This window comes from Cognatishimia sp. F0-27 (assembly GCF_020667845.1).
In the GTDB taxonomy this organism is placed as follows: Bacteria; Pseudomonadota; Alphaproteobacteria; order Rhodobacterales; family Rhodobacteraceae; genus JAFMPQ01.
Genome location: NZ_JAFMPQ010000010.1, coordinates 1 through 13501, shown reverse-complemented (window position 1 = coordinate 13501; position 13501 = coordinate 1). Strand labels below are relative to the sequence as shown.

The following is a 13501-nucleotide window of genomic DNA, read 5'->3' as shown; positions in this document are numbered from 1 at the left end:
CCGGATTGGATGCCGGGCGATGAGGGGCGCGCGGGACCGGGGGACGCAGACAAACGCCTGCGTGGGCGGAGCGGGTGGCCCGAGCCCGCCAGAAGCCTGGAACAACGGGTCGTTGAGGACTGCCTCGCTGGACCCCGCCACAGATGCGGGCCGACCGCAGGGACAACACGATTGCCGGGGGACGAGATCCCACACTGCACAAGGGCGGGAAGCCAACCCCGGGACCGCACAATGGCTGGGGAACAAGATTCCGGTCCGCACAATATCTGGCGGGCCAGCCCCCAGACCGCACGACAGCTGGGGGGCCAGCCCCCCAGACCGCGCAATAGCTGGGGGGCCAGCCCCCCAGACCCCCCGGAGTATTTTCCGACAGAAGAAACACACGCATGGCCGATCGTTGCAGCGTGGTCAGGGGTGTGTGCGCAGGATCGGTCAGAGGCGTGGGAGCGGCGCATTCCTGCGCATGATAGCAGCGGGGTTCAGCGACGCAGCACCTGCGTTGTCAGGTAGCCATAATAGTCCGAGATGAATTGCCGCGCAGAGAGGATCTGGCCATTGCCATCGACGAGGAACGTGTTCGTTATTGCACCCGCATCGGAGCGGCATTGGGCCGTCATCACGAGGCCGCTTGTGTTCAGCTCGCCGATCTGGACCGGGCTGGCCGCGCCGCGCGACACCTGGCATTGATACTGCGTGGTCTCCGTCACACCCTCGGGCGTGAGGTGGCGCAGGGTATAGGGGGCGGATCCGCCGATACGCGAGCCGATCAGGCGATAGAGCGCGTCTTCCTCCGAGGACATCAGATCTCCGCCAAGACCCCGCGTCGACGTGATCATGCCGCCACGGGTGATGACCGCTTCGCGCGTTGAGGTTGCGTAGGTGCGGTAGGGTCCGTTGCGCGCGATATCCACCATGATGAACTGCTGCACCGGCTCTTCGGATTGCATCAGCGACAGGGGGCGGTCGGTGGCGGCCAGCGCGGCGGACACGGCATTGGTGTCGAGCCCGCGGACCTCGGTGTTCTCGCCGCGATTGGCGATATTCTCGCGCACCGCAGTGGCGATCTCGCCGAAGCCGGTATCCTGTGAACTGCATGCAGCGAGCGATGCGGTCAGCAGGACTGTCAAAGCGGTGCGGATCATGCCTGTGCCAATCATCGCCAGAACCTTCCCCAGCTTTCCGCTACCTTGGGCTCGTGGTAGTCGCGGACCTTGTTGTAGAGTCTGCCCGACACCTGCACGCGGGCGCCGCCGTCGCGCGTGATCGGCTTGATGTTGACCGTGCGATCCACGCGCGAGGGTTTGCCGATCAGGGTCGAGAGTGGCAGCGTGATGCGGATGCCCTTGTCGAAGGACCCTTCGCCGAAATCATCAGCGGACACATCCGTCAGGGTCGCATAGGCACCGACCCGGAAGCCATTGGCGAATTCGCGGTCAAGGGACACGGTGGCACCGTAATCGCCCGCCAGATAGCGGCCCATGTCGAGCTGGCCGTGGAAGCCATTGCCGAAATCGTAATAGGCCGACACGTGGCCATTGACCTTCGGGAAGGACCGTTCGATCCCGGTGACGGGGTCGGTGGTGATGTTATCCGTCACACCGAACATCTGGTCGAATTCACGGCGCAGAACATAGTTGAGTTCCGCACCCAGCGCGAGCCGGCTGTCGACCGGTTTCCAGAGCATTTCAGCCGATGCGCCGGCATACATCCGTTCCAGATAACCCACCGTGAACCGGCCATAGAGGTTCTTGCCCGGACGGCCATACAGCGCCAGCTGGAGCCGTTCGATGGAGGGATCGCCTTGTGCGTTATACTCGGCGAAATCCGTCCGCACGCGTGGCAGTTCGGATTCGTCGCGGCGTTTGATCTTGTCGAGATTGCCAAAGGCGGCCTTGGTCACGGAGCCCGACAGCACCACATTCGGCGTGACCGACCAGGAAGCCGAGAGCCTTGCGCCAAATTCGCCGCGCAACGGATTGTCCGGATCGAAGGCGGAGACGCGGAAATACGGCGAGAGGCCCCAAGTGAATTTTGGATAGAGCTGGGCGTCCGCCGGCGGGGTCCGGCCGAAGGCGTCGATGATGGAGGTGCGGGCGAGCATCACGTCTGCCGCGTCGTTCTCGTGGCGCTCGATATCGCTGCGCCGCATGACGACGGCGGACATGGGCATGCCGCTGACCACCGGGATGATCACGAATTCCTCGATGGAATCGGGCAGTGTCCGGCTCATCGCGCGGGCGAGACGCCCGAAGGCTTGCGCCGGCGCACCATAGCGTTCGTTCGCGACACGGACCGTGGCCCGGCGGGCGTCAAGCTGCACCGCTTCGAGCACAAGCCCTTCATTGACTGCGAGTCCACGCAGTTCAGCACTGACCGAGGCGGTTTGGGTCTCGTCGCCGACCCAGCCGAGGCTTGCGGCGGAGGTCAGGGCACGCCGTTCGACCGGCAGCGGCGCTTTCTCGATCCCGCCGGGCACGCCGAGCGTCTTGGGATTGGTGGCGAAGGACAGCTGCGCGCCGATCTCGTTGCCGTAAGCGTGGTAGAGGGAGAGTTGAACGCCGCTCTGGAACCGGTAATCGACGCCAAAGTTCCAGGGGCTGTTCCTTTCGAACTCGCCGCGCGTCTCTTCAAACGTATAAGCATCCGGCGAATACTCGACCTTGAAGCTCAGGCGATCGTTGACCGCATAGCTCAATCCGCCAAAGGCCGAAACGTCGCCGCGGAACCAACGGTCATAGGTTGGCACACCCCCTTCGCCGAGGAGCACTTCGGGACGGCTGCCGGTATTGCCGATCGGGTTGGTCCCGGCAAAGCGGCCCCAGCCAAGACCACCGGTGGCTTTCAGCCCCGGTGCCAGCGTTTTGGTGGCCACAAGATATTCGCCGCTATAGACACCGGTGCCGATGAAATCGCGCAGACCGATCGCCACGGCGGGGCGGATCTTGCCCTCTTTGAGGATCTGGTATTGCAGGTCGAAACTGCGGTCGTAATAGGTGTCCTGATCCGCGGCGCTGGGCACGTCGAAATTGGCGATGGAGGCATAGCGGAAGCTGACCGTCAGGCGGGGCAACAGCTGAAACGCCAGCGTGCGGCGCTTGCTGTCGCCGAGCGCGGAGAAGGTGCCCGCGATCTCTGCATCGGGCATCGCCTCTGCGGTCGGCATATCGATCAGACCCGGCAGGCCGAAGCTGTTGAAGCGCACCGCATCACGCCCTTCCGAGGCGGAGGGCGCGGCCCAGACGGTTGTCATCAGGGCTGCAAGTATTGCTGTCCGGGCGGTTCTGGAAAACCTCTTGCCGATCATCCTGTATGCCATGTCGCTGCCTCTTGCTGACCGTGGTTCCTTGCTAGTCGTTTTGCCTGAGACTGTCCATGAGGAGCAGCGCGGCATCGGCGGTCTGTCGCATTTGCAGCACGGCCGATGAAAGCGGCGCCTTAACGCAACATTTTTAATTGTTAAGCGGGTGGTAATGTCTCGGCTGTAAACCGGCTCTCGGTGGGGAGAATGGGTGATTGTGATGAGTGCGGACAGCAATGTCGCGCCGATCATCATCAAGAAGAAGAAGATCGTGCAGGGCGATGGGCACCATGGCGGCGCCTGGAAAGTTGCCTATGCGGACTTCGTAACCGCCATGATGGCCTTCTTCATGTTGATGTGGCTTTTGAATGCAACGACCGAGAAGCAGCGCAAGGGGATCGCTGATTATTTTAGCCCAACCATTGCCATATCACGCGTGTCCGGTGGCGGAAACGGAGTGCTTGGCGGCGAGACCGTGTTCGCGCAGGACGAGCTGACCCGGATGGGCACGGGTTCGAGCGGTTATGTCGAACAGCTTGCGATTGACGAGCTGGGCAACAACGACCCGGTTACCATCGACCCCGTGACGGAGAACCTGCTTCAGTCCGCCGATATGCTGTCCCTCGAAACGGTGGAAGAACGGCTGGTTGGCCGGTCTGGTGAAAGCCTGATCGAAGACAACATCATGCGGCATGTGATCAGCGAAGTCACCGATGAGGGGCTCAAGGTCACATTGCGTGAAACGGCGGATCAGCGCTTTTTTGACGAGACAGGGCAGCCGGAGCCGATCCTCATGCAGTTGGCGCAACGCATCGTGGCGGCTTCGGAAGACATGGATCACGGCGTTGCCATCGAGGCGCATACAGCGTCCTTTCCGCTGGTGATGGCACGCGATCCGTCATGGGACGTCTCCAACCAGCGGGCGCATGATTTCCGCACGTTGCTGGTGGCGGAAGGGTTCGAATCCGATCGCGTGGCACGCGTGACGGCGCATGCGGATCGCGAGCCGGAATATGACAACCCCCTGGACCCAAGGAACAACCGGATCGAGGTGATCTTCCTCACAAGAGGCTGAGTTTTGGGGAGAATTGGGGAGGATTTTATCTGTTAGGGCCGTCTTAAGCCTGATCGCCGTAAACCTGTTCGGGATTTACGAGACGACAGCAGAAAGGCGTGTCATGACGATTTCATCCTCCCTCAATGCCGGTGTGGCCGGTTTGTCGGCCAATGCGAGCCGCCTCGGGACAATTTCTGACAACATCGCGAACGCATCGACGGCGGGATACAAGCGTGTTGAAACCGATTTCCAATCCATGGTTATTTCGCAGGGCGGTTCGCAATATACTGCGGGTGGCGTTCGAACGACCACGCAGCGGATGGTCGACCAGGCCGGGGCCCTGGTCTCGACCAACAACGCCACCGATCTGGCAATCCGGGGCGATGGTTTCCTGCCGGTTGTGAAGGCGACGGAAGTCCGGTCCGGTTCCGCGGACACGCAGATGTATCTTGCCACCACAGGGTCGTTCGAAGTTGACGCGGACGGATATTTGCGCACGGAATCCGGTCTGCTCCTGATGGGTGTGCCCGCCAATGGGGACGGCTCGATTCCACCCTTCTCGCGCGATACCGACTCGTCGCTAGAGCCCATCCGCATGAATCTCGACCAGCTGTCGGCCGACCCGACGACATCAATCTCGCTTGGGGTGAACCTGCCCTCGACAGAGACGAATGAAGCGGGCGCCGGGCTTCCGATGGAGCCCAAGAACATTCAGTATTTCGACGATTTCGGCGCAGCGCAAAGCCTTGATGTGACGTTCACGCCCACCCCTGCGGCGGCCGGGGCGCCGCAGACCAATGAATGGAATATGAGCATTGTCGACAACGCCACGGGAACGGTGATCGGCGATTACGTCATCACGTTCAACGACGGCACAGCCGCTCCGGCGGGTACAATCTCGACGATCGCTGAAACCGTCGGTACGGCCTATGATCCGATCGCAGGCGTGGTCACCGTGACGACCGCGAGCGGCCCGATCGAGATCGATCTCGGGCCAGCAGATCGCATCGGCCCGATGCAGCAGCTGGCTGGTGAATATTCGACGTCGAGCATTGAGGTTGATGGCTCCGAAGTGAGCCTGATGACCGGTATCGAGGTGGACGAGAATGGTTTTGTACAGGCGTTCTTCGACAGCGGCGCAACCAAGACCATCTACCAGATTCCGCTGATCGACGTGGCAAATCCGAATGGCCTGAAAGCGTCGGATGGACAAATCTATTCCGTGACACCTGAAAGCGGGGACTTCTATTTGTGGAACGCTGGCGATGGCCCGGTTGGCTCGGTTGTGAGCTTTGCACGGGAAGAAAGCGCCACAGATGTCGCGAGCGAACTGACCGACATGATCCAGACCCAGCGCGCCTATTCGACAAACGCCAAGGTCATCCAGACCGTCGACGAAATGTTGCAGGAAACAACCAACATCAAGCGATGACGTCTTTGACCAGCCGCCAGAAAGGATCAAGCCATGTCGCTTAACGGTGCATTAAATAGCGCTTTCAGCGGGCTGCGCGCAAACGCGCGCGCCGCTACGCTGGTATCCACAAATATCGCAAACGCGACCACAGAAGGATATGGCCGTCGCGTACTCAATGTCTCGCCCGAGGTTGTCGGCAGTTACGGCGGCGTCAAGATCAACGGGGTCTCACGTATCGTGGACCCCGCAATCATCTCGGATCGGCGCATCTCCGATGCCGCCACCGGCGAAAATGATACCCGCTACAATTTTTCCAAGAGCCTCGAAACCGCGTTTGGCGTTGCCGGCGATCCCGGATCTCTGCAAGACATGATGACCCGTTTCGAGAATGCCTTGTTGACAGCCTCGACCAACCCAGCGTCGAAACAACGCCTGGACGGTGTGGCCTTCGCCGCAGATCAGCTCGCGACCAAGCTCAACAGCCTGTCCGCGCGGGTCCAGCAAGAACGGAAAGACGCTGACAGCCAGATTGCACTGCAAGTACAGCGCCTGAATGATGCGTTGGCCCAAGTCGACGCCTTGAATGTCGATGTAAAGAAGGCCTCGGTTCGGGGTGGTGATCTCTCCAGCTTGCTTGATGAGCGACAGCGGGTGATTGACAGTATCTCCGAAATTGTGCCGATCCGGTCTGTTCCGCGGGAAAATGGCGAAGTCGCTCTTTTCACGACCAAGGGCGGGACCCTGCTCGATGGCCGCCCGAGTGAATTCGGTTTCACCGCCTCCAACACCATGTCACCAAATATCAGTTTAGCAGCTGGTTCGCTATCGGGTCTTACAGTCAATGGTCGTCCAGCCAATCTCGCATTTTATGACGGCGGGACGCTTGCGGCCAATTTCGAGATCCGCGACACGCTCGCGCCGCAATCACAGGCGAAGCTGGACGGGGTTGCCAGGGATTTGATCGAGAGACTCGGACCAGGCGGGCCGGATGCTACCTTGAGCCTTGGTGATCCGGGCTTCTTCACTGATGCCGGAGCTGCCTTCGACCCGATCAATGAAGAAGGAATTTCCTCGCGAATCTCCCTGAATATGGCTTTGCAACCGTCAAACGGTGAAACCTGGCGTATCCGCGACGGAATCAACGCTCTCACTCAAGGGGAAGTTGGCAATGGTCAATTGATCTTGGATCTGTCGGCAGCACTTGAACGCAGAAATCCACCTTCTTCCGCCGCGCTCGACACCGTGTCACGTACTGTGGCGCAGCAAATGACCGAACTTACTGCCGGCGTTTCTGCTGATCGTGTCCGTATTGAGAACCAGAAAGCCTTTTTGGTCACACAGAATATGGCACTTAAAGAAATCGAATTTAGCAAAGCTGTCGATACCGATCAGGAACTACAAATCTTGCTGGAAATCGAACAGAATTATGCAGCCAACGCCAGAGTTATGACGGCCGTTGATGAAATGCTCCAGCGCTTACTGAACATATAAGAGGATGACACCATGGACTCCATTGGCGATCTAGCTCGAACATTTGTTCTGCGGAGCAACCAAACACGTCTCCGTGCCGAAATGGATCAGCGCGCAGTTGAGATAGCGACGGGCTTTACCAGCGATCCTACAAAACGTCTAGGAGGCGATGTTGCTGGGTTGATTTCCTTGGACAGATCGATGGCTCGACTGGAAGCATTTCGCATTTCTACCGCTGAGGCTCGATTTGTAACGCAAACGATGCAGTCCACCCTCGAAGAGATTCAAACACGCGGCGAAAGCGTATCTCAAATACTGATTTCTGCGGAATTGACCCCCACCGGCAATCTCTTGGAGACAATGACAGATGGTGCGGAAAGTGCTCTTGAGCAAACGATAAGTGCCCTTAACCGGAGCGTTGCAGGCCGATCTTTATTTGCCGGTCGCGCTACCGATCAAATTGCAGTTGTTGACAAAGATACATTGATTTCCACAATCCGCTCCGGATTGACAGGTCTCACACAGAAAGCTGATATTGAGGCAGCTCTTAATAATTTTTTCTCAGATGGTGGCGACTTCGATTCGCTCATGTACCAAGGATCCCAATTGAATCTAGCGCCGATTCGAATAAGTGACACGACTGAAGTAAGAATTGATATTCGCGCCGACAGTCCTGAACTAAAGGACACTCTGAAGTCTCTTGCACAAGCGGTCCTCGCGAACGATCCAGGGCTGAATTTGAAAACGGAAACCCGCCTTGAGTTAATTAAGCAGTCAGGTGAGGACTTGCTGGAAAACCAAGGCGATCTCATCAAGACTCGTGCAGCATTGGGCGCAACACAGGCTCTAGTCGAAGAAAATTTGAAAATAGTCGAAAATAGTACAACATCATCAAGCATAACAAAGTTGGAGCTTGTTGGTATCGACCCCTATGAAAGTGCATCAAGGTATGAAAATATAAGAGCCCAGCTTGAAAGCCTGTATGCTATCACCGCACGCTCTCAAAGACTTTCGCTGGCAGAGTATTTGTAATGAACAGAATATTTATATTTTTAATATGCGTTTGTTTCTCAACTGCAGTCTTGGCGCAATCGGTTCGTATTAAGGATTTGGTCGAGATAGAAGGTGTTCGATCAAACGATCTTGTCGGGTACGGATTGGTTGTTGGTCTAAATGGAACTGGTGATGGGATTCGAAACGCTCCATTTACCGAAGAAATAATGTCCAATATCTTGGAGCGGCTAGGAGTAAATGTTTCTGGTGAGCAGTTCAGACCACGAAACGTTGCGGCTGTTTTGGTAACAGGAAAACTTCCGCCATTCGCAAGAGCAGGAAATCAAATTGACATAACGGTTTCTGCAATCGGTGATGCAAAGAGCTTGATGGGCGGAACACTCATTATGACGCCTCTCAACGCCGCAGATGGTCAGATTTATGCGGTAGCGCAAGGTTCCATCATTGCGGGTGGTGTTGAAGCAGAGGGAGATGCTGCACGTATAGTGCAAGGTGTTCCAACATCTGGCGTTATTCCGTCTGGAGCCCGGATAGAGCGTGAAATTGATTTCAATTTTGCGAAACTCACTTCACTTATTTTGGCACTTCGTGAACCTGATTTTACAACAGCCGCGCGCATAGAAGCGGTAATAAATAGCGAGTTCAATAAATCTGTAGCACTCATGGAAGACGCTGGCACCGTGAGAATTTCACTACCGAACTCAGAGCTCACCTCACCGGCCAAACTCATAGTTCGAATTGAAAATATGCTTGTACAGCCAGAGCGAAAAGCCCGAGTGGTGGTTGATCAAAGGTCAGGTACAATTGTGATGGGTGCAGATGTAAAAATTTCCCAGGTCGCGGTTTCACAAGGCAATCTAACCCTCCGTATCCAAGAAAATCCAATAGTGGTTCAACCCAATCCATTCTCAGATGGCGAATCCCTTATCGTTCCAAGAACCGAAATTGAGTTCGATCGGGATCCGGAGATCAAACTAGCAGAAATTCCATCGACTGCTTCTTTAGCTGAAGTAATCTCCGGTCTAAATGCACTTGGCGTAAGTCCTAGGGATATGATTGATATTCTAAAAAGTATAAAGGCAGCCGGAGCTCTCCACGCAGAATTTGTCATAATGTAAAAGCTTTATAAGTAGAGTAATCTTTAAGGATTGACAAAATGCTTGGAATAATTGGAATAGCAACTATCTTCGTAATGGTATTTGGCGGATATACACTAGCAGGCGGCAAATTTGGAATAATAATTAAGGCGCTACCATTCGAAATGATGATGATCTGTGGCGCCGCTCTCGGAGCATTCTTAATTAGCAATGACGGCACGACAGTTAAGTCGGCAGGAAGGGATATTGGAAAGGTATTTAAGGGCGCTAAATGGAGGAATAACGATTATAAGGATCTGCTGTGCTTGCTGTATGAGCTCTTGCGCATTGCGAAGAAAAGCCCCGTTGCAATAGAGGAGCATATAGAGAACCCTGGTAGCTCAGAAGTCTTTGTAAGGTATCCAAAAATACTTAGTGACAAATATGCAATAGAAATCATTTGTGATACACTTCGATCAGTTTCGATGAATTATGATGATCCACACCAGGTGGAAGAAATATTAGATAAGCGTATCGAGGCGCTGCATCATCACTCACTTCATTCAAGCCATGCTTTACAATCGACAGCCGACGCTCTGCCGGCGTTAGGAATTGTTGCAGCTGTTTTAGGAGTAATAAAAACCATGGCCTCAATTGATCAACCACCTGAGGTTCTTGGAAAGTTGATCGGTGGCGCATTGGTTGGTACGTTCTTGGGTGTCTTCCTAGCCTATGGTTTTGTAGGGCCATTTGCGAACAAAGTAAAAGCAATCGCTGAAGAGGACATGCTATTTTATAAGCTGATTCGAGAAGTGCTGATAGCAAGTTTACAGAACCATACCGCAAACATTTGTATTGAAGTTGGTAGGCAGAATATGCCGAGTGCCATTCGACCAACATTTGTCGAACTAGAGGACGCCCTGCGAAGCATTAAACAAGAGGTTGCATGAGTGTGAGAAAGGCATTGATTTACTTTATGTTCGTGGCCTCGTCTGCAAGTGCGCAAAGCGTTCTAGTAAAGTCTGGTGACCATGAAGACTTTAGTCGATTGGTATTCTATATTTCGGACGAAACCGAATGGTCTCTACTGCATAACGACCGGAAGGTTTACTTGAAAATTCTTAGTGCAATTGATGGCTTTGATCTTTCGACGGTCTTTGATAGAATAGGAAAAAGTCGAATACTGTCAATTGAAACTTCGTCGGACGGAAGCGGGGTGGAGATTGAACTTAATTGTAGTTGTTTGGTAGAATATTTTAAGCAATCAGCAGAGCTATTGGTGGTTGATGTGAAGGATAAACAGGTAAATGTTGAAGCTGAGGTTGCAATAAATGATTATTCTCAACGGACGTCACTCATTCAGGATTTTGGATATTTACCAAATACATTTAACCTCTTCGAAAAAAGAGTTGTTGATCATTTGGCTGATATCCATGTTACACGTGGATACCTCGAAGATAGCCACCTTATCGGCGGAAATTCTGAGGTTATAATAGCTCTCCATGAAAAAGACAATCTAAATAAAAATATTGAAGAGCAAAAATATTTTTTAGATGAAAATGTAGCAGAAAATTTTGGCGTTTTAAGGACCACAAGCCTAAACAATTCAGTATTAGATGTGGATTTAGAGTGCGGCTCGGGTTTTGAATTCAATGATTTGGCGGACGAGAACAACGAATCACTTATTGATCTGTACTCTAAATTGTATGATGTAAATGGAGGGGTAGAAAAAAAGGTCGTGCAGGATTTAGTAACGAATTTATTATTGATTGGATTTGGATCAGAGGCTAGATCTTTATTGCAAAATAGCGAAATTGAAAATAAAGACGTACTGATGGCAGTATCTTACATTGTATCGAATGAAATCGATTTTATTAGATCATTTCGCATAGAATCTTACTGTATCAATGAGAAAGATCTATGGCATTTGATCTTGGGTAGTACAGAGGGATTTTATAATTTGGAGCAAGCGATGTCTCAATATGAGATGTTAGAAACGGAAGTAAAAGGAAGACTCGCGAAGGCTTTAAGGGATGCGCTAATTTCGAAGCAGGAAAATTCAGTTGCAAGTCAACTACTCAAAAAAATCAAACTCTATGAATGGGGAAATGATTCACCTCTAAGTGAAGCTAGCGGGGTGACTGGGGATAATATTGAAAGTCTAAGTGAATATCATGATATCATCAGATATGTTGAAGAAATTCTGAATAATGATCGCGCTATCAATCCGGAATTGATAACGTTGCTTGAGGCATATATGAAACAATATAAGGGGCATAGCGTAGAGGAAAGATTAAAAGAAATATGGCTGAAGGTTCTTATAAGGGATGGAAAAGTTTCGTCGGCTCTTGAAGAAATCGAAGATGATCAAATAAATATTTCCTCTGAAAAGAAGCAAAAAATTGCACAAGCAGCTTGGGAAGCAGTTCTATTAGAGGAGGAAGATTTCGATTTTTTAGGTAATGTTTCAAAGTATAAGAACTCTATCTCGTCAGTAAGTCCAAATTTAATTATCAAAATATCGTCACGATTGAATAAAATTGGAATGTATGAATTGGCTATGGATCTTCTTTATGGCAATTCAAATGTATTACAATTAGACGTAGGATCAGAAGTTTATGCTACAAGTCTATTAGGTTTAAGAACCGTTTCGTCAGAAATGACGAACAAAGATTTGCGGCTTGATAATTTGTCGCCAAACCTTCGAGCGAAAATAAATATGCAAGGAGAGGATTATCAAAGTATACTACGGGAATCATCGATTGTTGATGATGGTGACTTGCTTAAGGCGGCAAGTTGGCTATCCGGAACACTGCACGCCAATAAAGACAAAAGTTCTATTTATCAAAAATTTCTTGAGATTTCAGAAAATGAAAACACTGAGTTCTCAATTTCTGAAACAAACTTGAGCTCTTCGGAGCAACTAATCGATGACACGGTAGAACTTAGAGGTGTGATTAATGATATCTTAATCGAAACGGATATATTGGTAAATCCTTTAAATTGATAGTTGTTGTCGCGAGCGGCGTTGTTGCGCAATTCCCCCCTGAGGCGTGACTTCCCCTTACTCCTCCGACGTTATGGCACGCGGACGATCTCTGCGGTGCCGAGGGCGTTGAAGCGGTTCATGAGAGCGATACGAATGTGGATTTTGGCGGTCTGGCGGTCTGGGTCTCTCGCCATGATGCGGTCGCCGAAGGCCTTGAGGCACCGCATCCTCGCCGCGATCCGGCTGCGGGCGTGGTATCCGGTCCATCTCTTCCAGAACGCTCCGCCGTAGTGCCGCGTGGCGCGGAGGGTCTCGTTTCTGGCGCGTGCCGCAGGGCAGTCTTCTTTCCACGCGCGTCCGTTCTTTCGGATCGGGATGATCGGAACGGCGTCGCGCTCGATGATGGCTTTGTGGCACCGGCGCGTGTTATAGGCGCCATCTGCCGTCACCGTGCCGATCTGCTCGTCCCCGGGAATCTGGCCGAGCGGGTCGGGCAGCACAGGGCTGTCGCCGTCGCGGCTGGGGGTGAATTCTACGGCGCGGATATCGGATGTGGCCGGATCCACGGCCAGGTGCACCTTGCACCATTGCCGTCGGCCTTGCACCTCGTGCTTGCGGGCCTCCCATTCGCCATCGCCGAGGAACTTGATCCCGGTGCTGTCGACCAGCAGGTTCAGCGGGCCATCTGCCCGGCGATGGGGAACCTGCACGGCCAGTGACTGCTGCCTGCGGCATAGTGTGGAAAAGTCCGGCACAGGCCAGTCCAGGCCGGCCAGCCGCAGCAGACCCGCCACCATGCCAGCGGTCTGGCGCAAGGGAAGCTTGAACAGCACCTTGATCGACAGGCAGAACTGGATGGCCGCGTCGGGAAATATCGCCGGAAGCTCAGACCGCCCGTCACGCGGTGCGCGCCGGGTCATGTCCTTGTCGACCCAGATCAGCAGCGATCCCCGTTTCCGCAACGATGCGTCGTAGGTGGACCAGTTCGTCGTGCGATAGTGGGCTGGAGATGGTTTGCTCATGCCGTGCGTCTAGGGTCAGGACCCATTGATTTCCGGGAAGTTGCATGATTCACGGCTGGAAAACGAGTGGTGACATGTTTGATCTTTTCTGGTTGAGCGATGCGCAGATGGCGCGTTTGAGGCCCTATTTTCCAAAGTCCCACGGCAAACCACGCGTCGAT

The 13501-nt window shown here is 53.5% G+C and carries 10 protein-coding genes and 1 pseudogene; 8 read left to right on the top strand and 3 right to left on the bottom strand.

Annotated features, from left to right (window positions below):
* Positions 1-479: 479 nt before the first annotated feature.
* Both J1C49_RS07225 and J1C49_RS07220 read right to left on the bottom strand, forming a co-directional pair.
* Complete coding sequence (locus tag J1C49_RS07225; RefSeq protein ID WP_227445142.1) at positions 480-1157, bottom strand: YjbF family lipoprotein; 678 nt, start codon at positions 1155-1157, stop codon at positions 480-482.
* A complete protein-coding gene (locus J1C49_RS07220) occupies positions 1154-3316 on the bottom strand; it encodes a YjbH domain-containing protein (RefSeq protein ID WP_227445141.1) in 2163 nt (720 codons plus the stop codon). Before J1C49_RS07220 ends, J1C49_RS07225 begins: the two co-directional genes overlap by 4 nt.
* A 202-nt stretch (positions 3317-3518) precedes the next feature.
* On the opposite strand from J1C49_RS07220, the gene J1C49_RS07215 reads away from it, so the two are divergent.
* The 7 genes from J1C49_RS07215 (at position 3519) to J1C49_RS07185 (ending at position 12336) form a co-directional block, all read left to right on the top strand.
* Positions 3519-4373 carry a flagellar motor protein MotB gene (locus J1C49_RS07215; RefSeq protein WP_227445140.1) on the top strand — a complete coding sequence of 285 codons (855 nt, stop codon included), beginning with the start codon at positions 3519-3521 and terminating at the stop codon, positions 4371-4373.
* Positions 4374-4476: 103 nt separating this feature from the next.
* A complete protein-coding gene (locus tag J1C49_RS07210; protein ID WP_227445139.1) occupies positions 4477-5787 on the top strand; it encodes a flagellar hook protein FlgE in 1311 nt (436 codons plus the stop codon).
* Between the two features lie 33 nt (positions 5788-5820).
* Positions 5821-7260: a flagellar hook-associated protein FlgK gene (gene flgK / locus J1C49_RS07205; protein ID WP_227445138.1), complete on the top strand. Its 1440-nt coding sequence runs from the start codon at positions 5821-5823 to the stop codon at positions 7258-7260.
* A 12-nt stretch (positions 7261-7272) separates the two neighbouring features.
* Entirely contained in the window at positions 7273-8271 is a 999-nt protein-coding gene (locus tag J1C49_RS07200) for a flagellin (protein WP_227445137.1), read from the top strand.
* Positions 8271-9371, top strand: coding sequence for a flagellar basal body P-ring protein FlgI (locus J1C49_RS07195; RefSeq protein WP_227445136.1), 1101 nt, complete (start codon positions 8271-8273; stop codon positions 9369-9371). Before J1C49_RS07200 ends, J1C49_RS07195 begins: the two co-directional genes overlap by 1 nt.
* A gap of 38 nt (positions 9372-9409) precedes the next feature.
* Positions 9410-10279 carry a flagellar motor stator protein MotA gene (gene motA / locus J1C49_RS07190; RefSeq protein WP_227445135.1) on the top strand — a complete coding sequence of 290 codons (870 nt, stop codon included), beginning with the start codon at positions 9410-9412 and terminating at the stop codon, positions 10277-10279.
* Positions 10276-12336 carry a hypothetical protein gene (locus tag J1C49_RS07185; RefSeq protein WP_227445134.1) on the top strand — a complete coding sequence of 687 codons (2061 nt, stop codon included), beginning with the start codon at positions 10276-10278 and terminating at the stop codon, positions 12334-12336. The genes motA and J1C49_RS07185 overlap by 4 nt, the downstream gene beginning before the upstream one ends.
* 71 nt (positions 12337-12407) lie before the next feature.
* On the opposite strand, the gene J1C49_RS07180 is transcribed toward J1C49_RS07185, so the two are convergent.
* A complete protein-coding gene (locus tag J1C49_RS07180; RefSeq protein ID WP_227445133.1) occupies positions 12408-13340 on the bottom strand; it encodes an IS5 family transposase in 933 nt (310 codons plus the stop codon).
* 74 nt (positions 13341-13414) lie between these two features.
* On the opposite strand from J1C49_RS07180, the pseudogene J1C49_RS07175 reads away from it, so the two are divergent.
* Positions 13415-13501, top strand: a pseudogene (locus tag J1C49_RS07175) (IS5/IS1182 family transposase); the annotation flags it as partial.

What these genes read in the sequence shown, in the direction of transcription:
- J1C49_RS07225 (WP_227445142.1), bottom strand. Translation starts at nt 1,157, where the DNA reads ATGATTGGCACAGGCATGATCCGCACCGCTTTGACAGTCCTGCTGACC.
- J1C49_RS07180 (WP_227445133.1), bottom strand. Translation starts at nt 13,340, where the DNA reads ATGAGCAAACCATCTCCAGCCCACTATCGCACGACGAACTGGTCCACC.
- motA (WP_227445135.1), top strand. Translation starts at nt 9,410, where the DNA reads ATGCTTGGAATAATTGGAATAGCAACTATCTTCGTAATGGTATTTGGC.
- J1C49_RS07185 (WP_227445134.1), top strand. Translation starts at nt 10,276, where the DNA reads ATGAGTGTGAGAAAGGCATTGATTTACTTTATGTTCGTGGCCTCGTCT.
- J1C49_RS07195 (WP_227445136.1), top strand. Translation starts at nt 8,271, where the DNA reads ATGAACAGAATATTTATATTTTTAATATGCGTTTGTTTCTCAACTGCA.
- J1C49_RS07220 (WP_227445141.1), bottom strand. Translation starts at nt 3,316, where the DNA reads ATGGCATACAGGATGATCGGCAAGAGGTTTTCCAGAACCGCCCGGACA.
- J1C49_RS07215 (WP_227445140.1), top strand. Translation starts at nt 3,519, where the DNA reads ATGAGTGCGGACAGCAATGTCGCGCCGATCATCATCAAGAAGAAGAAG.
- J1C49_RS07210 (WP_227445139.1), top strand. Translation starts at nt 4,477, where the DNA reads ATGACGATTTCATCCTCCCTCAATGCCGGTGTGGCCGGTTTGTCGGCC.
- J1C49_RS07200 (WP_227445137.1), top strand. Translation starts at nt 7,273, where the DNA reads ATGGACTCCATTGGCGATCTAGCTCGAACATTTGTTCTGCGGAGCAAC.
- flgK (WP_227445138.1), top strand. Translation starts at nt 5,821, where the DNA reads ATGTCGCTTAACGGTGCATTAAATAGCGCTTTCAGCGGGCTGCGCGCA.